General features: G+C 51.4%; 19 protein-coding genes and 1 riboswitch. Of the genes, 3 read left to right on the top strand and 16 right to left on the bottom strand.

Annotated features, from left to right (window positions below; translation table 11 throughout):
* Positions 1-92 precede the first annotated feature (92 nt).
* A riboswitch (FMN riboswitch) is annotated at positions 93-210 on the bottom strand.
* A 60-nt stretch (positions 211-270) separates the two neighbouring features.
* Positions 271-1,668, bottom strand: a complete 1,398-nt coding sequence (locus DWZ56_RS21060) for an alpha-glucosidase/alpha-galactosidase (protein WP_118558606.1) — start codon at positions 1,666-1,668, stop codon at positions 271-273.
* 137 nt (positions 1,669-1,805) lie between these two features.
* Positions 1,806-3,164: an MATE family efflux transporter gene (locus tag DWZ56_RS21055; protein WP_118558596.1), complete on the bottom strand. Its 1,359-nt coding sequence runs from the start codon at positions 3,162-3,164 to the stop codon at positions 1,806-1,808.
* Between the two features lie 249 nt (positions 3,165-3,413).
* On the opposite strand from DWZ56_RS21055, the gene DWZ56_RS21050 reads away from it, so the two are divergent.
* The gene (locus DWZ56_RS21050) at positions 3,414-4,271 is read left to right on the top strand and encodes an AraC family transcriptional regulator (RefSeq protein ID WP_118558595.1); all 858 of its coding nucleotides are present in this window, start codon (positions 3,414-3,416) and stop codon (positions 4,269-4,271) included.
* A gap of 150 nt (positions 4,272-4,421) precedes the next feature.
* On the opposite strand, the gene DWZ56_RS21045 is transcribed toward DWZ56_RS21050, so the two are convergent.
* The 8 genes from DWZ56_RS21045 to secA form a co-directional block, all read right to left on the bottom strand.
* A complete protein-coding gene (locus DWZ56_RS21045) occupies positions 4,422-4,751 on the bottom strand; it encodes a phage holin family protein (protein WP_118558594.1) in 330 nt (109 codons plus the stop codon).
* A gap of 28 nt (positions 4,752-4,779) precedes the next feature.
* Positions 4,780-6,921, bottom strand: a complete 2,142-nt coding sequence (locus DWZ56_RS21040; RefSeq protein WP_118558593.1) for a Tex family protein — start codon at positions 6,919-6,921, stop codon at positions 4,780-4,782.
* Between the two features lie 55 nt (positions 6,922-6,976).
* On the bottom strand, positions 6,977-7,408 hold the full coding sequence (locus DWZ56_RS21035) for a DUF2752 domain-containing protein (RefSeq protein WP_118558592.1): 432 nt from the start codon (positions 7,406-7,408) through the stop codon (positions 6,977-6,979).
* A 6-nt stretch (positions 7,409-7,414) separates the two neighbouring features.
* Positions 7,415-8,626 (bottom strand): aspartate kinase, encoded by a 1,212-nt coding sequence (locus DWZ56_RS21030; RefSeq protein ID WP_118558591.1) that lies wholly within the window; start codon positions 8,624-8,626, stop codon positions 7,415-7,417.
* Between the two features lie 109 nt (positions 8,627-8,735).
* Positions 8,736-9,953, bottom strand: coding sequence for a homoserine dehydrogenase (locus DWZ56_RS21025; RefSeq protein WP_118558590.1), 1,218 nt, complete (start codon positions 9,951-9,953; stop codon positions 8,736-8,738).
* A 4-nt stretch (positions 9,954-9,957) separates the two neighbouring features.
* Positions 9,958-10,401 carry an ACT domain-containing protein gene (locus DWZ56_RS21020; protein ID WP_118558589.1) on the bottom strand — a complete coding sequence of 148 codons (444 nt, stop codon included), beginning with the start codon at positions 10,399-10,401 and terminating at the stop codon, positions 9,958-9,960.
* A 235-nt stretch (positions 10,402-10,636) separates the two neighbouring features.
* Positions 10,637-11,753 (bottom strand): peptide chain release factor 2 gene (gene prfB, locus DWZ56_RS21015; protein ID WP_118558588.1). Its coding sequence is split into 2 segments (ribosomal slippage): positions 10,637-11,677 and positions 11,679-11,753, totalling 1,116 coding nucleotides; the frame shifts between segments, so codons are not numbered across the junction.
* Positions 11,754-11,789: 36 nt separating this feature from the next.
* The gene (secA, locus tag DWZ56_RS21010) at positions 11,790-14,354 is read right to left on the bottom strand and encodes a preprotein translocase subunit SecA (RefSeq protein WP_118558587.1); all 2,565 of its coding nucleotides are present in this window, start codon (positions 14,352-14,354) and stop codon (positions 11,790-11,792) included.
* Positions 14,355-15,498: 1,144 nt separating this feature from the next.
* Between secA and hpf the strand changes: the two genes are divergently transcribed.
* Positions 15,499-16,026, top strand: coding sequence for a ribosome hibernation-promoting factor, HPF/YfiA family (hpf, locus tag DWZ56_RS21005; RefSeq protein WP_118558586.1), 528 nt, complete (start codon positions 15,499-15,501; stop codon positions 16,024-16,026).
* A 75-nt stretch (positions 16,027-16,101) separates the two neighbouring features.
* On the opposite strand, the gene DWZ56_RS21000 is transcribed toward hpf, so the two are convergent.
* Positions 16,102-17,544 (bottom strand): C40 family peptidase, encoded by a 1,443-nt coding sequence (locus DWZ56_RS21000; RefSeq protein ID WP_158584684.1) that lies wholly within the window; start codon positions 17,542-17,544, stop codon positions 16,102-16,104.
* A 200-nt stretch (positions 17,545-17,744) separates the two neighbouring features.
* Positions 17,745-18,662 (bottom strand): thioredoxin-disulfide reductase, encoded by a 918-nt coding sequence (trxB, locus tag DWZ56_RS20995; protein WP_118558584.1) that lies wholly within the window; start codon positions 18,660-18,662, stop codon positions 17,745-17,747.
* Positions 18,663-18,998: 336 nt separating this feature from the next.
* Here trxB and ymfI point away from each other — a divergent pair, with 336 nt between their 5' ends.
* Positions 18,999-19,736, top strand: a complete 738-nt coding sequence (gene ymfI / locus DWZ56_RS20990) for an elongation factor P 5-aminopentanone reductase (protein WP_118558583.1) — start codon at positions 18,999-19,001, stop codon at positions 19,734-19,736.
* Positions 19,737-19,790: 54 nt separating this feature from the next.
* Here the strand turns inward: ymfI and DWZ56_RS20985 are convergent, their stop codons facing one another.
* The 4 genes from DWZ56_RS20985 to DWZ56_RS20970 form a co-directional block, all read right to left on the bottom strand.
* Positions 19,791-19,973, bottom strand: a complete 183-nt coding sequence (locus DWZ56_RS20985; RefSeq protein WP_118558582.1) for a DUF6472 family protein — start codon at positions 19,971-19,973, stop codon at positions 19,791-19,793.
* Positions 19,974-20,035: 62 nt separating this feature from the next.
* The gene (locus tag DWZ56_RS20980) at positions 20,036-23,446 is read right to left on the bottom strand and encodes a UvrD-helicase domain-containing protein (RefSeq protein WP_118558581.1); all 3,411 of its coding nucleotides are present in this window, start codon (positions 23,444-23,446) and stop codon (positions 20,036-20,038) included.
* Positions 23,447-23,572: 126 nt separating this feature from the next.
* Positions 23,573-24,934: an MATE family efflux transporter gene (locus DWZ56_RS20975; protein ID WP_118558580.1), complete on the bottom strand. Its 1,362-nt coding sequence runs from the start codon at positions 24,932-24,934 to the stop codon at positions 23,573-23,575.
* A 59-nt stretch (positions 24,935-24,993) separates the two neighbouring features.
* Positions 24,994-25,260, bottom strand: coding sequence for a hypothetical protein (locus tag DWZ56_RS20970; RefSeq protein WP_118558579.1), 267 nt, complete (start codon positions 25,258-25,260; stop codon positions 24,994-24,996).
* Between the last annotated feature and the right edge of the window lie 121 nt (positions 25,261-25,381).

The raw sequence follows: 25,381 nt of genomic DNA, 5'->3' as shown, positions 1-25,381 counted from the left end.
AAGCGCTTTTTTGTTAATCAGAATGTTGTTTTATCGAAAAAAATCCCGGGAAGACGTAGCTTCTCCGGGATTTTCAATCTAAAACTCACTGCGCTTATCTTCTTTCATCCAGACTATACTGTCGGCTTTGGAATCTCACCAAATCAACCGCTTATGCGGGTCGCGGGCTGTACCGCCGGTAGGGAATCACACCCTGCCCCGAAGATTATCTATCAATTTGACCCTATTATAGATCAAAGCTCCTGCATATGCAAGAGCTTTTTTCTTTACTTATTTCCATCCATCCGGCAAATAAGCCATCGTATTCTGTATCATCTCATCCACCAGTGTCCGGATCTGCTCCTCACTGCATCTTCCCTTAACCAGCGGATCGTTTTCAAATGCCTTTACCACCAGCTCTTTGTTGCAGGTAAGCGCCGCCTCCAGCACCGTCTCATGATTTTCCACATGGGGCGTAACCAGCTTAAGCACGCCGTCCGGCAGGGGGCCCGCAACGATCGGCTTGATGGAATCTCTGGAGAACACGGCATTGGTTTCCACCACCGCAGTTCTGGGCAGATTCGGGATCTGACCGTTCACATTGGGAATATTCACGTTGCTGATGATGCGGTCCAGACCGCAGATCGCCTTGATCAGCCGGATGCCCTCTTCCCCTGTATTTTTCAGCTCCACTTCTTCCTCACCGTTTAACAGCCTGCGGCTCTTATCCAGCCTTTCTTTCAGATCTTCTTTTCTCCAGGCAACCGTAGTCAGCCCGAATTTCCAGGACTCCACGGTTTCGGGATCTTTCAGATATTCTCCGCCCGGCATGAATTCCGCCAGATGGCGGTCTCCTGCTGCCGCAATCAGCCCATACCGTCTGAACAGGTCGAACTTCACGCGATGCGCACAGGCAAATGTAGAGTTAGCCCAGTTATCATCCCCAACCTGAAATCCGTTCTGGAAATGGCTGTCTATATAGTCGCGGTAAACCGGGAACAGGTCAATCCCTTTATAGGATGCCTGATCAAACCACGTGAAGTGGTTGATGCCCAGCACATTTACATGAATATCCTCACGTTTCACATCCTTAAGTCCCAGCGCTTCCTCACAGATGCCGGCCAGAAGCTTCTGGGTGCCGAACACCTCATGGCAGCAGCCGAAAGCCTTAATCTGCGGATATACATGGTAAAGGGTCTTTACACACAGGGTCATGGGATTTGTATAGTTGATGACCCACGCATCGGGAGCATACGCTTTAATCGCCTCCGCGATCTCCACAAACATGGGGATGGTGCGCAGCGCGCGGACCGTTCCGCCCGGACCTGCCGTATCGCCCACCGACTGATAGATGCCGTATTTCTCCGGCTGATGTACATCCGATTCCATCTCGTCAAAGGTTCCCGGCAGGATCGATATGATCACAAAATCCGTTCCGCTAAGCGCATCCTTCAACGTATCAGATGTCTTGTACGTCCATTTACCCACCACATCATCTCTGGTGCTTAGACGGTTTCCGATCTGCTCATTGACTCTGGCCGCATCCGGATCGATGTCGTAAAGGCGCACCGTACCGCTTAAATTCGGTTCCTTTGCCAGGTCGGTCATAAGCGTCCACGCCCATCCTCTGGAACCGCCGCCTATGTAAGCAATATTCAGGTCTGTGACCTTGTTGTCAGAATATTTCATGACTTCCTCCATTCTGTGCTCAATCACCGCACAGACCGGCCTATCTTCTCTGCCGGCCACTTGATTTATGCCCCTATTATATCCCATATCAGTTTCTTTTTCTTATGAAATATTGCCTGTTTTCATCGGAAGTAGCACTATATTGACTCATCCAGATAGAAGTTATGCCTGGATTTCCGATAGTAAATAAACGCCTCGGCCACAGCCGCAATCGCCCAGGTCAACGGATACCCGATAAACACAAAGCGGATGTCCCTGGTCAGCGGCACGGTCAGCGATATCCAGAGCATGCGGATAAAACAGAGGCTTGTGATGGAGATGATCATCGGCTTTACCGTATCCCCCATGCCCCGCACCACACCCAGATAAAGCTGATTGGCCACCAGAGCCACATAGCCGGGCAGCGCCATAATGCGGGCGATGATCGTTGCATACCTAAGGACCTCCGCGTCCCTGGTAAACAGCTGGGCAAACACGCCGATAAAGGTGAAATTCACCACACCGATGAACAGCGCATAGGAAACTCCCAGTATCACGCACTCCCGTACCCCTTTTCTGATCCGCTTCGCCTGCTTCGCCCCGTAATTCTGGCCGGTAAAGGTGGTCGCAGCCAGCGCCAGGCTGGTGATCGGGATCATCGTGAAATTGTCCACCTTCGCGTACACCCCGTAGCCCGCCATGGCGTCCGCTCCGAAACTGTTGATATTGCTCTGTACCACCACATTGGAAAGTGACACAATCGTGGACTGCAGGCCGGAAGGTATGCCCATATGCAGTATGCGCTTTAACATTTGGCGGTCGCAGCGCACCTCTTTTAAGTTCACATGATAGCTTTCCTTGCTCCTCACCAGCGTAAACATCACGCAGAAGCAGGACACAAACTGCGCAAATACTGTGGCGATCCCCACACCGGCCACCCCCATACGGAACACGACCACGAGGACCACATCCAGCACGATATTCACCAGGGAGGAAATGATCAAATAATACAGAGGTCTCCTGGAATCCCCGATGGACCTTAGAATGCCGGCCCCCATATTATAGATGATATTGAAAATGGATCCGAAGAAATAAATCCGAAGATAGGTGACGGAATTGGGAAGCACCTCCGGCGGCGTTCCCATCAGCTTTAAAATCCACGGTGTGAGCGCCACGCCGGCCACCGTCATGACCGCGCCGCCTATGGTACAGAACCACAGCGAGGTATGTATGCTGATCTTCATCTTATCCAGCCGTCCGCCTCCGTAATACTGCGCGATGACCACGCCCGCGCCGCTGGTCATACCGATAAAAAAGCCGATGATCAGATTGATCAGATTGCCGCTGGATCCCACCGCCGCCAGCGCTTCCTTCCCAACGAAATTGCCCACGATCACCGAATCGGTGGTATTATAGAGCTGCTGGAACAGATTGCCGATCAGCAGAGGGACCGAAAACCATATGATCTGTTTCCATATATTTCCCTTTGTCATCGTCTGCTCTTTATGATTTGCCATGTTTCTCCCTCGCTTCTTTCAGATACATCCTCGCACTGCCAGGCTGACCCAAGCCGGTTTCCGAGCTTATATGATACAATTATATCAAATCGCTATACGTGAATCTAAAACGATATTGACTTAAATCTTCCATTTATTCAAACTATATTGTACCTCTTATCATTTCCTGATACAATATAATCCGTAATTATGTGCCGTGTTTACAAACGCGGCTGTATTATAGAATATCCGGGGAAGGGGGGTCCGCTCATGAAAAGCACGGTATTCGAAGAGCATACGGATGGGCTGGCAATTGACCGCGTAATCAGAGATTATGAATTTACCATGACCACCAAGCATTTTCACACGGAATGCGAGATTTATTATCTGCTTAAGGGGGAACGTTATTATTTCATCGATAAGCAGACCTATCTGGTGAAACAGGGCAGCCTGGTATTTATCGACCGCAGACAGATCCATAAGACCAGCATGGCCGGTCAGTCCTATCATGACCGGATACTGCTGGAGATCGACGGGGAGAAAATTGCGCCTTTCACGCGGCTTTTGGGGCTGGATTTCTATCATTTTTTTGAAGCGCATTACGGGGTGCTGGAGTTGGATGCCGGCCAGCAGCGCTATGTGGAGGAGCTTCTCGCCTCCATCGTTGCGGAAATCCGGGAGAAGAAGGTGAATTACGAGGCGATGGTGAAGATGCAGGTGGCAAGCCTGCTGATTTATTCGCTCCGCTGTCTGAAAAATCAGACGTTTGCCCCGAAAGGCGAGGAAGCGCAGACAGCCAAGCACAGGAAGGTCCATGAGGTGGCAGATTATATCATTAATAATTCCGGCGGCTCCAAGTCCCTGGAAGATCTGGCAAAGCGTTTCTATGTGAGCAAATGCTATTTAAGCCGTATATTCAAAGAGGTCACCGGCTCAACAGTAAATGAATTCATAAATATACAGAAAATCAAGCAGGCCCAGCGCCTGCTTTCGGATACCGATCATAATATAACGGAAATTTCGGAAATGCTGGGTTATGAGAGCATCACATACTTCGAAAAGGTATTTAAAAAATATACGGAAACCTCCCCGTTAAAATACCGGAAACGTCAAAGGACAGGGCGCTGAAACTTAAAGCCCTGTCCTTCATTTATTCTTTGATGGAAAAGAATCCTGCTCGCGGGATTCTCCGCCTGCGGCGGGTCGCTTTAGCGACATGATTCCGCTGCGCCGCAGTGCGATCCTCGCGGAGCGTTTTGTTCAATAGGTCGTATTTTCCTATTGAATGAAAAGCGCGTCCCCGGCCGCGATCAGGACCGCGGCAATCAGGTATTGGCCGAAGCTCTCGAAATGGACGGATACCATCATCCTGTCCATAATACCGATGACCAGCGCGCTGACCACAAAACCGAAGAGCCCAAAGGTGATGCAGGTCAGCGGCAGGGACAATGCCTTTAATACCGGTTTGATGATCATATTCAGGACGACCAAAAGAAGCGCCGCCCAAATAATCGCCCAGCGGTCATCAAAAATCGCTCCCTTGCTGATATAATCCAGTATAAAGAATACGCCTGCGTTTATCACAAATTTTCCGGCCCATGCCTTCATAGTCCGCTCCTTTCCAATCCGGTGTCACTCACAGTTTCATGGTCAGCTGGATGCGCTTTTTGTTCAGATCCACGCTCATGACCTTCACTTCCACAATATCTCCCACGCTGACAGCCTCCAGCGGATGCTTGATGTATCGGTCGGTCATCTGTGAGATATGTACCAGCCCGTCCTGATGTACGCCGATATCCACAAATGCCCCGAAGTCGATCACGTTTCGAACGGTCCCCTTTAAGATCATGCCAGGGGTTAAGTCTTTCATGTCCAGCACATCGGTGCGCAGGATCGGCTTAGGCATCTCATCCCTGGGGTCTCTGGCCGGCTTCTCCAGTTCCTTCACGATATCGTTCAGCGTGATTTCACCGATTCCCAGCTCTGCGGCAGCCGCCGCCGGATTTATGAGTTTTTTGCCGATTCCTTTCAGGCCGCCCTGAAGGATGTCCTCGGTACGATAGCCCAGTTTTTTCAGCAGAGCTTCTGCAGCGGCATAGCTCTCGGGATGGACAGCCGTGGTATCCAGAGGATTTTTGCCGCCCTGGATGCGCATGAAGCCGGCGCACTGCTCGAACGCCTTCGGGCCGAGCTTCGCCACCTTAAGCAGCTGCCTGCGGTCGGTGAAACGGCCGTTTTCCTCCCGGTAGGCCACGATATTTCTGGCGATGACCTTGGTGATGCCGGAGATATATTCCAGCAGGGAGGCGGAAGCCGTGTTTAAATCCACACCCACCTTATTGACGCAGTCTTCCACCACGCCGGTCAGGGCCTCGCTTAATTTCTTCTGATTCATGTCATGCTGGTACTGGCCGACCCCGATGGACTTCGGATCGATCTTGACCAGCTCCGCCAGCGGGTCCTGCAGCCTCCTGGCTATGGAAACCGCGCTTCTCTGCCCCACATCAAAATTGGGAAACTCCTCCGTGGCCAGCTTGCTGGCGGAGTATACGGACGCTCCCGCTTCATTGACGATGATATACTGCACGCCCGCATTGATCTCTTTTAACAGATCCACGATGATCTGCTCGGATTCCCTGGAGGCCGTGCCGTTACCTACCGATATCAACGATACATTATATTTCTTAATCAGGTTTTTCAGAATCCTTTTTGATTCCTCCACCTTATTCTGAGGCGCTGTCGGATAGATTACGACCGTATCCAATACCTTGCCCGTGGCGTCCACCACAGCCAGCTTACAGCCCGTGCGGAAAGCAGGATCCCAGCCCAGCACCACGCGGCCGGTGATGGGCGGCTGCATCAGCAGCTGCTCCAGATTCTTGCCGAATACGCGTATGGCCCCGTCCTCCGCCTTCTCGGTCAGCTCATTGCGGATATCCCGCTCGATGGCAGGAGCGATGAGGCGGTCATAGCTGTCCGCAGCCGCTTCCTTAAGCGCAGGTTTGGTGTAAGGATTGTCATTTACAATGATTTTTTTCTCGAGATAGCGCAGAATGTCCTCCGCGGGCGCCTCGATCTTTACCGTCAGAATCTTCTCGGACTCCCCGCGGTTTAACGCGAGTATGCGGTGTCCCGCCGCTTTCTTTACCGGTTCCTGATAGTCATAGTACATCTCGTATACGGACTGTACATTCTCATCCTTTGCCGTAGATCTGATCAGCCCTCGGTCATAGGTAGCTTTGCGGATATACATGCGGATATCGGCCTCGTCTGAAATCTGCTCCGCCAGGATATCCTTGGCCCCGTCGATGGCTTCCTGGGCGGTACGTACTTCCTTATCCTCATCTATATAGGCCGCCGCGGTCTTTTCCAGCGGTTCCCTGGCCATCTGCAGCAGGATGTGGTCAGCCAGGGGCTGCAGGCCCTTTTCCCTCGCGATCGTAGCTCTGGTCCTCCTCTTGGGGCGGTACGGACGGTACAGATCTTCCACCACGACCAGAGTCATGGCCTCCCGAATCTGTTTTTCCAGCTCCGGCGTCAGTTTTCCCTGTTCGCGGATCGTGGAGAGGACCTGCTCCTTCTTTTCTTCCAGATTTCTAAGATATTTCAGGCGTTCGTCAAAATTTCTCAACACCTCATCGTTTAAAGATCCGGTGGCTTCCTTGCGGTACCTGGCGATAAACGGAATCGTATTGCCCTCATCGATCAGCTTGATTGTAGCCTCGACCTGGCTCTTTTTAATGTTCAGTTCTTCCTGCAGTACTTTTACAATGTCCATATTCGGTAATTTTATTTCCTTTCTATCTTAGTCCGCTCTCATACATTGTCCGCTCTCATATGGCCAGCAGATCTATATGAAAAATCAGCTTCAGCACATTTTTAAGCACAAAATTAGCGATGATAATCACCGCAGCCGCATACAGATACCATGGCCGGAATCTCATGCCTCTGATGCGTCCCTTTGTGAGCAGCGCAAGCGTCTGCGTCACCATAAACGGCAGGACGACCGCCAGGCCGTACAGCACGATGGGATGGCAGATCAGACTCTTTAAAAGCTTTCCGTGCAGCAGATAATAGACTGCCCTGCTCCCGCCGCAGCCCGGGCAGTAGAATCTCGTCAGGGTCAGAAGCGGACACGGTCCCACCAGAAATCTGCGCAGGGATTCCGGCAGCAGCGAAATAAAAAAGAAGCCGGCGGCGCCAATCACAATCGCCGCCAGCCCTATAAAGTACAAGGTCTGTTCCGTTGACAGTTTTCTTTTCATTACAGATTATAATTCTCCCAGATCGAAGGCGTCATGGACCGCTCTCATCGCGCGCTCCACATCCTCCTCCGCAATCAGCACCGTGATCCGGATCTCGGAGGTGGCGATCATCTTGATATTGACATAGACGCTGGAGAGCGCCTCAAACATCCTGGCTGCCACACCGGGATTGGATGTCATGCCCGCCCCGATGATGGAGAGTTTTGCCACGCCGTCTTCAAATTCCACATCGGACGCGGTAAAGGAAGCTTTGTTGGAATTGAGGATCTCCAAGGTCTCCTTAAGATCGTTCCTCGCAACGGTGAAGGAGATATCCTTCGTGCCGCCGCGTCCAACGGACTGCAGGATGATGTCCACATTGATCCCTCTCTTTGCCAGGTAATTGAACATCTTAAAGGCAATGCCGGGTTCGTCCTTCACACCGATGACCGAAACCCTGGCTGTATTTTTATCGGCAGCGACTCCGCTTACCAGCATCTTTTCCATCTTTGTTTCCTCCTTAACAACGGTTCCCTCCGCAGTATTCAGGCTGGATCGCACGATCAGCTGCACACCGTATTTCTTGGCCATTTCCACCGAACGGTTGTGGAGCACCTTTGCCCCCAGAGAGGCGAATTCCAGCATCTCATCATAGGTGACCTCTTCCATCTTCCTCGCATTGGGGACGATGCGAGGATCGGCCGTATATACGCCTTCCACATCTGTATAGATCTCACAGGAATCGGCTCCCAGCGCAGCAGCCAGCGCTACGGCGGTGGTATCGGAACCGCCCCTTCCCAGAGTGGTCATGTCATCTTTTTTATTAATGCCCTGAAAACCGGTGACCACTACGATCTTTCTGGCATCCAGCTCGTTGCGGATGCGCTCCGTATCAATCCTCTTGATGCGGGCACTGCCGTATGCGCTGGTGGTATGCATCGCAACCTGCGCCGCGTTGAGTGAGATGGCCGCAGCTCCCAGTGAGTGAAGCGCCATGGTCATCAGAGAAACGGATACCTGCTCCCCTGTTACAAGCAGCATATCCATCTCCCGTTTGGAGGCGTTGGGGTTGATTTCTGCAGCCTTGGCCAGCAGCTGATCCGTAGTCTTGCCCATGGCGGACAGGACCACCACCACATCATTGCCCTTATCATAATCCTCAATGCATCTTCTGGCCACATTGAATATTCTTTCTTTGTCAGCGACCGAACTACCGCCGAATTTTTTCACAATCAGCATTGTCTGTTTCCTTCCATTCCGGCTTCTATCTATCTGCCGTCAAACGCCTTTATAGGCGTCTGACAGCTACCTATACTTTACTTTATGACACCCGGTTAAGTCAACCACTTTAATTTGCTTCCACACGGATTCTTCCGCGGATTCCCTTCACCTTGGCCGCGGCCTCTTCAAAGGCATTCTCGGTCATCACGCCGGTTATGACGGCAAATTCGTCCATTTCGTCCAGTTCTATGTACTTCACCGGCCCGAAAGCATCCTCCACCATAGCTGCTTTGGCCGCCTTGCTGCCGGCAATGCGGACAAAGAAGCTCTTGCTGGAAGTGCCGATATCCGCGAGCTCCAGCTTATTTTCACTCCAGTTCGTCATTATGTTGCGGTTCATGTGCTTGGCTGCGTCCACCACATCCGCCACCACCGCGCTGGCTGTGGGCAGCTTGCCCGCGCCGGCTCCGTAGAACATCACGTTGCCGATCACATTGCCCTTCACCAGGATGCCGTTATATACATCGTTGACCGCGTACAGCGGATGGCCGCTGTCAATCATCACCGGGCAGACCATGGCGTAAAATTTGTCATCGATCCGTTTGCTGGTGGCGAACAGCTTCACCACCATGCCCAGCTTTTTGGCGTATTTAAAGTCCACATCGGATATCTTTGTGATGCCCTCAGTGTAAATGTCCTCATAATCCACCTGCATGCCATAGGCCAGGGAGGACAGGATGGCGATTTTCCTGCAGGCGTCATAGCCTTCCACATCAGCCTCAGGGTTGCGCTCAGCATACCCTAATTCCTGCGCTTCCTTCAGCACCAGGTCAAAGGAAAGCCCCTCCCTCTCCATCTTGGTCAGGATGAAGTTGGTGGTGCCGTTTAAGATTCCGGTGATCTCATAGATCTCATCCGCCGTCAGGGACTGGTTTAAGGGGCGGATGATCGGAATGCCCCCGCCCACGCTGGCCTCAAACAGGAAATTCAGCTCTTTGGATTTTGCCAGGGCTAAAAGCTCCGCGCCGTGAGCGGCCACCAGCTCCTTATTGGAAGTGGCCACGCTCTTGCCCGCAAGCAGCGCCTTCTTAACAAAGGTATAGGCCGGATTGGTCCCGCCCATGGTTTCCACCACAATCGCAACTTCCGGATCGTCCAGTATCACCTGCACGTCATGCACGATCTTCTCCTGAATCGGATCCCCCGGGAAGTCACGCAGATCCAGCACATATTTCACATTCAGAGGCTCTCCCACCCGGCCGGCGATGCTGCTGCCGTTTGTGTTAATCACCTCTACCACTCCGGAACCGATGGTTCCGTATCCCATTACCGCTATATTTATCATCGTCTCACTCCCTGGCTAATATTTTTACATAATGAATGCCGTCCAGATCCTCTATGTTGGAAATCATGTCGGTAACATTTTTTGTTGTCGGCAGCACATCCACGCTCAAGGTCAGGGATGCCATCCCATTAATCGGTATCGTCTGATGGATCGTTAAGATATTCGCATTATATTCCGCAATGGTCTTAAGCACATGGGAGAGGACGCCCGGTATATCGTCCATCTGCAGCACAAAGGTGATCGTCTTCCCTCTGGCCGTATCGTGAAACGGGAAGATATCCTCTTTATACTTATAGAAAGAGCTGCGGCTGATGCCAACCATCGCGGTCGCCTCCTGCACGGTCATCGCCTTCTCTGACTCCAGCAGCCGCTTAGCTTCCACCACCTTCAGCAGAACCTCGGGCACTGCCTTCCTTTTTACTACAAAATAACCATAATCCTCTGCCATAACATCCTCCAAAGCCGGCACACCTCATCTGTATGCCTATGAAACACATGTGTTTTTACTCGAAAGATATTATCATATTCGGCCTTTCTTTGCAACCACTTTTTATCCGCACCTTCGAAAATTGCAGCAGTTCAGGCGGAGCACCCGCTCTTGCACCGATTTCCCGTTGTCTCAACCGTTACGAAAAATCGTATACGGAGGTCCGTATACGATTTTTTCTGCCGTTTTATAGTTATTATTTCTTTTTGTTCAGGCTCTGCCATTTCAGATAGGCAGAAATAAACGGGTCCAGTCCGCCATCCAGCACCGCCTGCACATTGCCGCTCTCCGCGTTGGTCCTGTGATCCTTCACCATGGTGTAAGGCTGCAGCACATAGGAACGGATCTGGTTGCCCCAGCCGATTTCCTTAACATCACCGCGGATGTCGGACAGCTTTTCCGCGTTTTCCTGCTGCTTTAAGATGAACAGCTTGGCCTTTAACATCTGCATCGCCTTGTCCTTGTTCATATGCTGGGAGCGCTCATTCTGGCACTGCACCACGATGCCCGTAGGCAGATGAGTGATGCGGATTGCCGAAGAGGTCTTATTGATATGCTGGCCGCCTGCGCCGCTGGAGCGGTAGGTATCGATCCTTAAATCGTCATCGTTGATCTCAATATCCAGATCCTCTTCAATGTCCGGCATGACATCACAGGATACAAAGGAGGTCTGGCGCTTTCCCGCCGCGTTAAAGGGGGAGATGCGCACCAGGCGGTGCACCCCGCGTTCCGACTTCAGATAGCCGAAAGCGTTTTCTCCGTTGATCTGCACGGTGACGGACTTGATGCCGGCCTCTTCACCGTCCAGATAGTCCAGCACCTCGGTCGTATACCCCTTGCTGTCGGCCCACCGGCAGTACATCCGGTAGAGCATGCCGGCCCAGTCACAGGACTCCGTGCCTCCGGCCCCGGCGTGCAGCGTGAGTATTGCGTTATTTCTGTCGTACTCCTCCGACAAAAGAGTGCTGATCCTAAGCTCTTCCAGCTTATCGCTGAAGGCATTCAGCATCTCCTCTATCTCCGGGATCAGGGAGGCGTCATTTTCCTCATAGGCCATGTCCAGCATGACCTGCACATCCTCATATTCGGACTGCAGCTGATGAAAGCCGTCCACCGTATCCTTCAGATTTTTTAGTTCCTTTGTGATCCTGGTGGACTTTTCCGCGTCCGTCCAGAAATCGGGTTCTTCCATGTGTTTCTCTAATTCTGCGATCCGCTTTTCCTTGTCAGCCAGGTTAAAGTGAATCCCTCACTTCCAATAATGGTTTTTCTAACGTTGAAATCGTGTACTTGAACTGATCAAGTTCAACCATATTGTCACCTTCTCTCATTTTATTTTTTGTGCGGCTTTACAGGTTTCTGCCGCAGCACTGTTTGTACTTCTTGCCGGAACCGCAGGGGCACGGGTCGTTGGGATATACCTTTTTCTCCGTGTTCTTTACGGTTTTGGAAGAAGCCTCTTTATTGGTGCCGACCACCTTAGCCACCTCTTCCCTTTCCACCTTCTGTTTCGGGCGGACATGGAAGAGCAGACGGATGGTCTCTTCCTGAATGCTGGCCGTCATCACGTCAAACATCTCAAATCCGGCCATCTTGTATTCCACCAGCGGGTCTTTCTGGCCGTATGCCTGCAGGCCGATGCCCTGGCGCAGCTGGTCCATATCGTCGATATGATCCATCCATTTTCGGTCAATGGTCCTAAGCAGGAAAATGCGCTCGATCTCTCTCATGGTCTCGGCATCCGGGAATTCCGCTTCCTTCATCTCATACAGCTTGACCGCGGCTTCCTTGAGCATTTGTTTGAGCTTGCCCTTGTTCATCTTGGACAGTTGCTCATCGGTCAGCACCATGCGAAGCGGTATGTTCTGAAGCAGCAGCGAGGACAGCTCGTTCATATCCCATTCCTGGGGCGCCTGGTCATCGGAGATACACATATCCACGGTATTGTCCACCGTGTCTGTGATCATCTTGATAATCACATTGCGCATGTTCTCTCCGTTTAACACCCTTAAGCGCTCGGCATAGATGATCTCGCGCTGATCATTGTTCACCTGGTCATATTCCAGCAGATTCTTACGGATTCCGAAGTTGTTGTGCTCAATCTTTTCCTGAGCCCTGCGGATGGCCTTGGACAGCATCTTATGCTCGATCTCCTGATCATCCGGCACTCCCAGCGCGTTAAACATCGTCATCACACGCTCGGAACCGAACAGGCGCAGCAGATCGTCCTCCAGGGAGATAAAAAACTGGGATTCACCCGGATCCCCCTGACGGCCGGAACGGCCTCTTAACTGGTTATCGATCCGGCGGGACTCATGGCGCTCGGTGCCGATGATTTTTAATCCTCCTGCCGCCCTCGCTTCCTCATCCAGCTTGATATCGGTACCGCGGCCGGCCATGTTGGTGGCGATGGTCACGCTGCCGTGAATACCGGCCTTGGCAACGATCTCCGCCTCCTTCTCATGGAACTTGGCATTGAGCACCTCCGGAGAGATACCCTGTGCTTTAAAAAGCTTGCGCAGCACCTCCGTCGCCTCTATGGTAATGGTGCCCACCAGCACGGGCTGCCCCTTCTTATGGGCTTCCACAACTTCGCGCACCACCGCGTTGTATTTTTCTTTGACGGTTTTATACACCTTATCCTGTTTATCCACACGGATTACCGGCACGTTGGTGGGGATCTCCACCACATCCATGCCGTAGATATCACGGAATTCCTTTTCTTCGGTTAAAGCGGTACCGGTCATACCGGCCTTGCGCTCAAACTTGTTGAAGAAGTTCTGGAAGGTGATGGTCGCAATGGTCTTGCTCTCCCTCTTCACCTGCACGCCTTCCTTGGCCTCAATGGCCTGATGCAGGCCGTCGGAATATCTTCTTCCGGGCATGATACGACCGGTGAATTCATCCACGATGAAGATCTGGTCATCCTTTACCACATAGTCGTGGTCCTTATGCATCAGGTTGTTTGCACGCAGCGCCAGGATCATGTTATGCTGGATCTCTGAATTTTCCGGATCCGCCAGGTTATCGATATGGAAGTATTCCTCCACCCTGCGGATACCGTCTGCCGTCATGGTAACGACCTTATCCTTTTCATTTACAATGAAGTCGCCGTCCTCTTCCTGGATCTCGCCCATGATGATATCCATCTTGCTCATCTCGGGACGGTCGGCGCCTCTCCTCATCCTCTTGGCCAGCATATCGCATTGGTGATACAGTTCGGTGGATTTGCCGCTCTGGCCGGATATGATGAGCGGCGTCCTTGCCTCATCGATCAGTACGGAGTCCACCTCATCGATGATGCAGTACTTTAAGCCTCTAAGTACCAGCTGTTCTTTATAAAGGACCATATTGTCCCTTAAGTAATCAAATCCCAGTTCGTTGTTCGTCACATAGGTTATATCGCAGGCATAAGCGGCGCGGCGCTCTTCGCTGTTCATGCTGTTTAATACAACGCCCACGGTCAGGCCCAGAAATTCATGGATCTGGCCCATCCAGTTGGCATCACGTTCCGCCAGATAGTCGTTAACGGTAACGATATGCACGCCCTCGCCCTTTAAGGCATTTAAGTAAGCGGGAAGCGTGGATACCAGGGTCTTTCCTTCACCGGTCTTCATCTCGGCGATACGTCCCTGATGAAGGATGATGCCGCCGATCAGCTGCACCGGGTAATGCTCCATGCCCAGCACCCTTCTGCCGGCCTCTCTGACCACCGCAAACGCTTCGGGCAGTATATCATCCAAAGCGGCTCCGCCTGCCAGCCGTTCTTTAAACTCTTTGGTCTTTCCCTTTAACGCCTCATCCGACAGTTCCATCATCTGGGGCCTTAAGGAAATAATCTTATCCACGGTCGGCTGAATCAGCTTCAGCTCGCGTTCACTATAAGTTCCGAAGATTTTTTGTACTAATCCCATTTTTTACCTCATTTCAGAGCTGTTTTACGCATTTCCCCCGCTGTCATATAGTATCTTCTGTCCATGCGCCCAATATTCGATAGTTTATTGTAGCACTAACTGCCGTTTTATTCAAGTGGAGGCGTAAGAAAACGATATTGCAGCATCGTTGCTGTTCACAGTTACCGAAAAATTCCCGCGTAAGAGAGGGCAGGGTATGGTCCTCATTGGGACCCGCTCTCGCTCCGTGAAGCGCGCAGCGGTACTAATGCTGTAAAATACACAGCAATAAGTACCGGCGGGCTTCAAGGGATCCCTATGAGGACCATACCCTGCCCTCTCTTACGCTGCTTTATCGGTAGCGTGTGAACAGTAACGCAAAGTAACTTTACAGATTCGTCGCCGCTCTAAGTTGCTGTGAAATTGCCGAAAGCTTCCCATAAGTATTTACGTAAAAGCAGCGCGTAAGCTTCAACTGAGGTTTTTAGGTAATGATGATGAAGGCAGCAATAAGGGGGCGGAAGATAAACAGGCCTTAAGGTTAAATTTATGTGATTTTACATTATTTGATAATTAAGATGAAAATATTCCGGCGTTTTCAGAGCTTCATCCTCAGATTCAGCCATTTTATTAATGGGTGAATTTTTTGCCTTGGGGCAACAATTTATGCATTTTGCACAATTTTATAGACCACATTACATTTTTCGACAAATTTGAGGAATCATAAAATATGAGCCCGTCCACAGTTATCCACACCGACAGCTCGTCCTTTTTATCAGCAAAACAGATTTATACACCAACTTATCCACATTATCCACATTAATTTATCCAGATTATGTGGATTACTCTCCCCTATGGGAACAAAACATGCGTTTTGTGAATAAATCTGAATTTACACAATTTCGACAATTTGCGCTCTTTTTCTCTTGACAAAAACACGGCACTGAGCAGCGCTTCTCATTGAGATTCTGCGGATCATAATCCGATAAGAAATTTTTCAGATTTTGCTTATGATCTTGTCCTTGCTAAATCAGGATTTTATGTTATAATATGTATATACTACAGAGGGTACAAAACTTAAATATATTCTCAATTGTATCATCTGTACCCAAGAAAACAGAAAATTGTTTTCTTTTTCAAATTCACTCGGAAGGAGTTGACCCGTATGCGTTATGTCATTACAGGCAGAAACATCGATATCACGGAAGGATTGAAATCCGCCATCTATGAAAAGATCGGCAAGCTTGAGAGGTATTTTAATCCGGACACAGAAATTCAGGTGACTTTAAGCGTGGAAAAGGAACGTCAGAAGATTGAGGTCACCATTCCTGTAAAGGGAAATATCATCCGTTCAGAACAGGTCAGCAACGATATGTATGTTTCCATCGATCTGGTGGAGGAAATAATTGAGCGTCAGCTGAAGAGATACAAAAATAAACTGGTGGATTCGAAACAGAACGCCGTATCCTTTACTAAGGAATACGTGGACGAAGAATACGATGATCCGGAAGCGATCAAAATCGTAAGAACCAAGAAATTCGCCGTTAAGCCCATGGACCCCGAAGAGGCGTGTATCCAGATGGAACTGCTGGGACATAATTTCTTCGTATTCCGCAACGGGGATACGGATGAAGTGAATGTGGTGTATAAGAGGAAAAATAACACCTATGGGCTGATTGAGCCTGAGTTTTAAGCGCAAGTGAAGCGGACACACAGCTGAATTTTTCTATTTTAAAAACCTCCGGCGAAACGCCGGAGGTTTTTTCGTTTAGTTGATATATCTGCCATAGTGTACCGGAGATGCATAATCCACGCTGGAGACCTTCACGCCTGTGGCCTTATTGGCATTATGGATAATCTGTCCGCCGCCGATATAAATGCCCACATGATTGATGGTTCCCCTGGAATTGGCATAGAACACCAGGTCGCCGGGCGCTAAGCTGTCACGGCTGATGGATGTGGAGCCGCTGGCCTGGCTTCTGGAATCTCTCGGGATGGAGACGCCGAATTCCTTGAAGACAGACTGGGTGAAGCCGGAGCAGTCAGTGCCGGATGTCAGGCTGGTTCCCGCCCATACATACGGCAGGCCGATGAGCTGCTGTGCGCGCGCCACGATGGCATCCCTGGTAGCGTTGCCTGTGCTCTCCGTATTAACAGGAGCCTGGGGCTGTTCAGACTGTCCTTCGTTGGAAGCCGGAGGTGCCGGCTGTGCTGCGGCCTGCTGTGCCGCACGCTGGGCTTCCTCCCATTTGCGCTTCGCTTCTTTTGCTTCTCTTGCCTTGCGCTCTTCCTCTTCCTTCTGCTTTCTTTCTTCTTCTATAGAAATCGCTTTATTGAACTTAACGCTGATGTCCAGATACTGTCTGGCTACATAGCCGGACAGGCTGTCCTCTTCCGTATCGCCTTCATTTACGAGAATCTTGACGAATTCCTCACCGGCTTCGTTAATGATTCCTTCTTCCTGTACTATGTATGTCTCGCCTTCCGCCAACAGGGAAAGCGTACGGCTCTCGGTGCTGGGTTCTTCTCTCAACCGAAGTGTCTTCGCCGTGGTTTTGCCGAGGACAGTACCAACCTCCTTGGCAACGGCTTCCGCCTCTTCGCCTGTGACAAAGTATTCAGCCTTCATGAAGCCTTCCACACTGCCGGATTTAATCCGGTACCACGCTCCGCCTTCACCTTCCACGGTTTCAAGAATCGTCGCCGCGGATTTATTATAAATCTTTCCGACGATCTCTCCTTCGGTGCTGGCTGAATCACGGATATTGACATAATTCTTAACCTGATGCGTGATTGCGATATTCTCATAGGGGGAAGGTGCCGGGGTTTCGGCCGGCGTCTCAGCCTGTGTTTCTACAGGAGCCTCAGGAGCCGTTTCCACAGGGGCCTGCGGTTCAGTCTCCGCCGCTGCGGACGGTACCTCCGCAGCAGTCTCCGGCTGGCTTTCCGCCTGATTTCCGCTCACCGTACCTTCACCGGAGCTCTCGGACGGCGTTATATCATTTTCCAAAAATGTCTTTATCTCTTCTACCGGATTTAAACTGCTGGCATAATAATTGTTCAGCGGTATGGTGATTCCGGCAACTGCATTATCTATAGTTACAATCTGCCCTGCTCTGGCTGTAAAGCTCTCCAGATTAGCCGCGGAAAATGCGATCAATCCGCAGGCTGCCAGGGTTACTGCCACTCCTGTACTTTTTCTGTATTTCATCGGTACCTCCAAGCCTTTTATCGGGGGGATTCGGCGACCGCCGTTCATCTGCCCGCAGGGACAGATACAGCCTCACCATTTGTTACATTTTGATTTAAATGTTACAAATTTGTTACAATCTACGGATCAATTATAACAAAGCCCCTCTGGCTTGTCAACCGAAAATATAAGGCTGGAATAATGTGGCAGAGCCCGACAAATCAGTGATTCAGGTACTTCTCTATCGAAGTGATCGCATTGGCACCGTCCGATACAGCCGTAACAATCTGCCTAAGAGCCTTGGTACGGACATCACCGGCAGCAAAGATGCCGGGAACGCTTGTTATTCCTTCTTCCCCGGCCTTGATATAGCCCTGCGGATCCAGTTCCACAACCCCTTTGAATTCATCGCTGTTAGGAAGGATTCCAACCGCTACGAACACTCCGTCCACCGATACGTCTTTCTGCTCTTTTGTCTTTACATTTTTCACCGATATCGAATTTACATTATTTTCGCCCTTGATCTCCTCAACCACACTGTCCCAGAGGACTTCCACGTTCTCCATCGCGAACAGCTTTTCCTGCAGACTTTTTGCCGCCCTAAGCTCGTCCCTGCGGTGGATCAGATAGACCTTTTTGCACAGGCGCGCCAGAAAGATCGCATCCTCCACAGCCACGTCTCCGCCCCCTATGACGGCGGTCACCTTGTTGCGGAAAAAAGCGCCGTCGCAGGTTGCGCAATAGCTGACGCCCATGCCGGAAAACTGTTCCTCGCCGGGTGCTCCCAGTTTTCTGTGGGTAGCGCCTGTGGCGATTAGAACGGTCTTTCCTTCATAAGTTCCGTTCTCGCATACTACCTGATGAAGACCGTCTTTGCTTAGTATGGTCTGCACGGTATCTTCCTGAAAGCCGGCCCCCAGCTGCTGTGCATGTTCCCGGAATTTCATCGCCAGATCGAAACCGTTCATGCCCGGCAGCCCCGGGTAATTGTCCACTTCATAGGTATTGACCACCTGGCCGCCGCTCATCACGTTCTTTTCTATGGTAACCGCCTTCAGTTTCGCGCGCTCCGCGTAAATAGCCGCCGCAAGGCCGGCAGGACCGGAACCGATGATTACAAGATCGTATACTTCGCTCATATTATTCTACCTCGTTTCTTCGTGATAATGGATATTGCCCCTCCGATAGGGCTTTTGACCGCTTGTTCTGGTTTTTATTATATCATAATTTTCTGATAATATATATACCGCTCCTATTTATGTTTGTACCGCTTACATTTAGTGGTTACAGTTCACGGCCGCCGATAAAGCAGCGTATGACAGCCGTGTACATTAACGTTTCTGTTTACGGACAGTTCGTCAAAAGCGGATAAATGTGTTATACTATTCTCATAAGGCATGCTGTCGCAATAAATATTTTCAATTACATTACATTGGCCAAAGAAAACTGAGGTCCGAAAAACAGGAGGTATTTTTATGGGCAGAAAAACAGCACTGGTGACAGGCGCATCCCGGGGCATCGGCAAGGCGATCGCCCTGAAGTTTGCAAAGAAGGGCTACAATGTGGTGATAAACTGTGTAAATCCCGGACACGAAGACCTGCTGCTGCAGGTAAAAAAGGAGGTAGAATCCTATCAGGTTTCCTGCCTTCCCTATCTGGGGGATATGGGGGATTACGAAAAATGCTCCGAGCTTTTTATCTTAATTAAGAAGCAGTTCGGCGGCATCGATGTGCTGGTGAACAATGCCGGCGTGGCCTATGTGGGGCTGTTTCAGGACATGAAGCCGGAGGACTGGGACCGCGTGGTGCGCACTAACCTCACTAGCGTATTTAACTGCTGCAATCTCGCCATCCCCTATATGCTGCAGAAAGGGACCGGCAAGATTATCAATATCTCTTCCGTATGGGGGGTGGCCGGCGCTTCCTGTGAAGTGGCATATTCCGCCACCAAGGGCGGCATCAACGCTTTGACAAAGGCGCTTGCCAAGGAACTGGCCCCCAGCAACATCCAGGTCAATGCCATCGCCTGCGGCGCCATCGATACCGAGATGAACCGTTACCTTTCCGACGACGATCTGCTGCATCTGATCGATGAGATCCCGGCCGGAAGGCTGGGCCGGGCCGAGGAAGTGGCCGACCTGGCTTACCACCTGGCTTATAAGAGCTATTATCTGACCGGAGAAATCATCCGCCTCGACGGGGGCTGGATCTAGTGTTGAGTAAACCTGCCGCGGATCGCCTCCGGACGATCCGCGGTATTTTTTTCATTACATCTGCTTCCGGACGATTCTGTACTCGTCATTGTGCTGGAAATAGGGACAGTCCCGCATGCTGCCGCTCATAAACCTGGCCATCTCATCCTCATCCAGATTCACTTCGCACACATAGCACTCATAATCCTCATCATAGACATATCTCCCGCAATATTCACAGTTTGTTTTCTTTTCCATCTTCTATTTCTCCTGTATATTTCTTTCTAATGCCTGGGCGGCGGCGCGGCCTGCCCGCCGCATCACAGCAGATCAAACAGACTTAGCTGCTGCATCTGCTGCTCCGGCTTCTTTTTCCGCACATCCGCTTCCACACATCCTGTGCCCGCAAGGGCGTCCAAAAATGCAGAGCGCTCCGGACCTGTCAGCAGGACCAGCTCCTCTTTGGCCCTGGTCATGCCGACATAGAAGAGACGGCGCTCTTCTTCCGTATCCGTCTTTTTGTGTCCGGCCTTTAGCGGGATACAGTCTTTTTTTACCCCGCATAAAAATACGACGGGAAATTCCAGGCCTTTGGAGCCATGCAGCGTCATGAGGCGCACAGCGCCGGAAGTATAGATCTTGCCCGAACTGCGTTCCAGGTCTCCTTCTTCCCCTAACAGCAGAGTATCCAGAAATGCATCCATGCTTCGGTAAAGCACAGCGGCCTCTGCAAGGCGGTCCAGCGCTTCATTTTCTCCGGACGCCAATAAGCTGCGCCAACGCTCTATCAGAACGCGGGGTTTGGCTTTATCCCTTAGAGGAAGGAATTCCTCCAATAAAGAAAAGAAGCCAGTGAGTTCCGGGCGGGCCTGAAGGCGTTCCCGCAACGCAGCAAGCAGCCCGTCTCCCCAGGTCAGGCCCTGGGATACCGTTTCTGAAATCAGCGCGGCGACCGATTCCGCTTCATATTCATCGCACCCACAGCTTTGAGTCAGCACATAACAGGCTGAAGGCAGTTCCATCGGATTTCTTAAGAATCGGAAAAATGCCAGACACTCAAGCACCTGTGCATCCTCCAGATAATCTTCCTTACCGGTTATCATGCATGGGATGCTCTCCTGCCTTAAGCACTTCTCCAGGAGCTTCGCCTGCCTTCGGGTCCTGTATAGCACGGCGATCTCATGGAAGTCCCTGGGCTTATCCGTCTGAAAATATTCGTTTTCCGCATCCATCATATCCATACCCCCGGTCATCCGGTTGATCGCTTTCGCCACATAGACCGCCTCTGCAAGATCGCTTTCAGCGGTCATCACGCTCACCGCAGCGCCATCCGAAAGCTCGGGTGTCAAATACCTTATGTCTCCGGCATTCTGGTTGATCACGGCCAGGGCCGACTTCAATATCTGCGGCGTGGACCGGTAGTTCCTGGTCAGCCTGATGATACGCATATCCACATTTTCTCCGGCCAGCCGTGTAAAACAGGCAGCATCGGATCCGCGGAAACCGTAGATGGACTGGTCCGGATCGCCGATCACGAACAGATGCCCGCCGTTATTCCTCCATTCGGATATCAGACGGTACTGCACCTCATTGATATCCTGGAACTCGTCCACCAGCAGCCAGGGGGTATGAAAATCTGCATCCCCGCTATGGCTTAAGGCCCTTAACAGAATATCGTCAAAATCCATGAGGCCCATATCTTCAAGGTGCCGGTCATACGCCTCTCTTGCAAGGCTGCGGCCGGGCTGTCCGTCCTCACGTTCTGACGGGCCTGCCTTTTGGTCTGACATGGCGGCCGGTTGCTCCCTGTCAGGCTGCTCTGCGCTGTCAGTACCGCCGTCCGGTTCGTTTAACATGCTGTTTTTCATCAGGGAGATATCCAGAAGCAGCTGGCCGGGTGTCTCTTTCAGACCGAGCTCATTTATGGCCGCCTCTGCTGCCTTAAGTCTCTCCCGCTCTCCGGCCACCGGCAGATCCTCTCCCAGTGCCTGCAGGTGCTTTAAGCAGATCGAATGAAAGGTGCCTATGTTCATTCCGCGCAGTCTGCGTTTTCCTCCCAGTTCCTTTTCCAGGCGTTCCCGCATTTCTGCAGCCGCTTTATTGGTAAATGTGACTGCCGTAATATCCGCCGGCTTCACGCCCAATTCCCCGATCAGCCACAGGATGCGGGCGACCAGCGTCTTGGTTTTGCCGGTGCCCGGACCGGCGATCACCGCCACCATCTCCTCCCCGGCGGTCACTGCCTGGGCCTGTTCTGGATTTAAGCCATGGACAGCGCCGGATGCGGGCGGTTCTTCGGACTGATCTTTGCTTTTCGTAACCGGAAGATCCTCCAGCGTAACAGCCGCTTCCGCTTCCCAGCTCTCTTCTTTTCCGTTCTTTCCGTCAGAAACAGGATATGGCGGACAGGCAGGCATCTCGTCCGCAGGCGCCTGGCCGGCGGGCATGGGGATGCCCGCGAAGTCAAACAGACTGATCTGTCCGTAGAGCCCTTCTCTCTCTTCCTTATCTATAATCTGTATCTTTCCGTATTCGCCGTCATATCCCGGCGTCCTTCCGATTTCGCCTGCCCGCAGCCTCCGGATTCCCTCTTCCACACACAGCCCGGCACAATGGCGGATATCCTCTAACGGCACCTCCCGCAGAATGGAAAATTCCGATCCCAGTTCCTTTAACATATCCTGATAGATCGCATTCACCTGGGTTCCTGCCGCCGCATGCCCCGTGGACGCCCCGATCACTTCCGGCAGGGGCACCAGGTTTTCAAAAACTTTGGCATCGGATGGGCGGTACCCCTCTTCCCGGTCCGCCAGTTCTTCCACTCTGTGAAGCACGCCGACGGTAATCTTTCTCCCGCAGACGGGACATCTGCCACCGTATTCCCTCGTTTGGGCCGGTGTCAGCGCCAGGCCGCATTTGCGGTGGCCGTCAAAATGGTACTTTCCCTCTTCCGGATAAAACTCAATGGTGCCATGCAGACCGTTCCCCGTCTGTATCGCAGATGCCATGGAAGCATAGGAAAGCGGCATGTCAAATAAATTAGCTTCCCGGCCAAGTTTAGAGGGGGAATGGGCATCCGAATTGGAGATCAGCTGATATCCATCCAGCGCGGACAGCCTCCAGTTCATAGGCGGATCAGAGGAGAGACCCGTTTCCAGCGCATGGATATAAGGCGTCAGATCACCGAAACATTCCTCAACCGTATCAAAGCCGGAAAACGCGCCGAACAGGGAGAAATGCGGCGTCCATATATGTGCCGGAATAAAGACGGCCTCCGGGCAGGTATCCAGGGTGATTTCCAGCAGATCCCGGCTGTCCAGGCCCAGGATCGGCCTCCCGTCGGAATGAATATTGCCGATCGCCTCCAGCTTTGCCGAAAGCCTTCCCGCCGCCTCTAAGGACGGAAGCAAAATCACATTATGCACCTTGCGCACCCTGCCGTTTTTCTTATATATGGAGCTGATTTCTCCGGACACGACAAACCGCGGCTTCAGGGCGTCGGCTGTATATGCATCTTTCAGCTTAAGCTCCTCCTTGAGAGTATAGAAGCCCTCCTCCGCAGGGATCAGTTTTTCATTAAGCTCCTGCCTCCAGGCGGGATGGGTGAAATCACCGGTTCCAAGGATCTGGATGCCTTTTCTCCTGGACCAAAGATCCAGATTCTCCGGGTTGCCCTCCCGGCTGGTGGCCCGCGAATATCTGGAGTGTATATGCAAATCCGCTATGTACATGTAATCACCTTCTCATCTTTCTGCTGCTTCGCAGCATCGCAGTATATACTTTCTTTTTTTGCCATAATACCTATATATTACCATAATATCATTACATTTTCTATGAAAAAGAAGGCCCCTGATTTTCTAAAAATCAGAGACCTTCTTTTCCTCTCCCTGGCGGAGCCTCTTCCATTTTTTCGTCGCAAAAAAAGTCATCATCCCAAGCATGCCGCAGGTGAAGCTGATCGGATAGCATGCCATAATATAGGTTCCGCCTATTACATGGGCGATCAGATATGCCGACGGGATGCGGACCAGCCACAGCATCATGATATTGACGGCGGTCGGATATCTCACCTCACCGATCCCATTGACAAAGTTAAGCATCGAACTGAATACCGCGAAGGTCCATGTAAATGGCATAACCGTCACAACGTAGCGCTCGGCCATCTGGAGGACCCAGTCATCCTGTGTGAAAAAGCCGAGCAGCGGGCGGCAGAATACGGTCATAAGAACACCCGCGGCAGCCGTGAGAAGCCCGGAATAAAACGGGATCATTCTGGCCCCCCGGCGCAGTCTGTCGAATTGTCCGGCCCCTATGTTCTGTCCGGCAAAGGTTGTGGCCGAGGATGAGAATGAGCTGATCGCCACATTAGCCATGCCGGTCAGCCGTCCGCCCACCGCGCAGGCCGCGATAAACACCGCTCCCTGGGCGTTAATAAGCGTCTGCAGCAGTATATGGCCGATGGAATAAATCGAGTTATTAAGCCCCAAAGGAAGCCCAATCATGAGCACTCTTCTAAGGGTCTTTTTATCCAGGGCCCTGGGCAGGACCGTGATCTCCAGTGCAGGATATCTTTTTTTTATGTAAGCAATGCTGAAAAACCAGGAGCAGAACATCGCCGCAGCCGTGGCCAGCGCGGCTCCCGCCACATCCATCCGAAACACCGCCACAAAGACTAAGTCCAGCACAACATTGACAACGCAGGAGATGAACAGAAACAGCAGTGACGCCCTGCTGTCGCCCACGCCCCTTAGTATGCCTGCATTCATGTTATAGCCCAGATTGCCCAGTGTCCCCAGGAATATGATATTTAGATAGGATATGCAGTAATCCCACACATCCGGCGGCACATCCATGAATTTAAGCACCAGGGGACTGATAAACAGCCCCAGAACCGTCAGCGGTACCGCGCACATATATAAAAACGAAACGGATGTTGCAACCGTCTTTTTCATGCTTTCCGTATCGCCGCTGCCGGTATACTGCGCCACCAGTATGGATACGCCGGTTCCCAGCCCCATGAATATGCACAAAAGCAGTTCCACCGGCTGTCCGCTTGTCCCCACCGCCGCCAGTGACTGTGTGCCGCAGAAGTTTCCGATCACCAGCGTATCCACCGTATTATAGAGCTGCTGTAATATGTTACCGATGCAGATCGGAAGCGCGAACAGCACCACCGGACGCATGATTGATCCCCGTGTCATATCGATATTCTTCGTCATAATTGCCCCTTTTAGTTTCTGACCCGCTCGCGGGATTCTCCGCCTGCGGCGGATCGCTTTTATTCAATAAGTCGTATTTTCCTATTGAATAAGCCCCCCAGGAATATCCTGAAAGGCTTGGATTTATACAATCTATGGAATCCTTGATACGCAATTGCCTCCCGCATCCTGCGGCTGTTTGCCTTCAGATCAGATCTGTGGATCTTTAATGCATTGCTTTCCATAGTGAACAGAATCAACGAATGAGCTTCTTCTTCACCTTTTTTTATTTTTCCGAACTCTCTCTCCATCTGAGAATATATCTTCTCAAACTGATATTGCTGCATTTTTTCTCCTCCGTTTTTCAACAGGCTGTACACTCATTCACGTTAAACCATACATAGTTCTTCTGGTTTATTATACTTGACTTTGGTATGGATGTACATAGTATTTTTGCAATGGCCCTGA

The organism is Lachnotalea sp. AF33-28 (assembly GCF_003477885.1).
Lineage (GTDB): Bacteria > Bacillota > Clostridia > Lachnospirales > Lachnospiraceae > AF33-28.
This window is presented reverse-complemented; position numbering and strand designations above follow the sequence as displayed.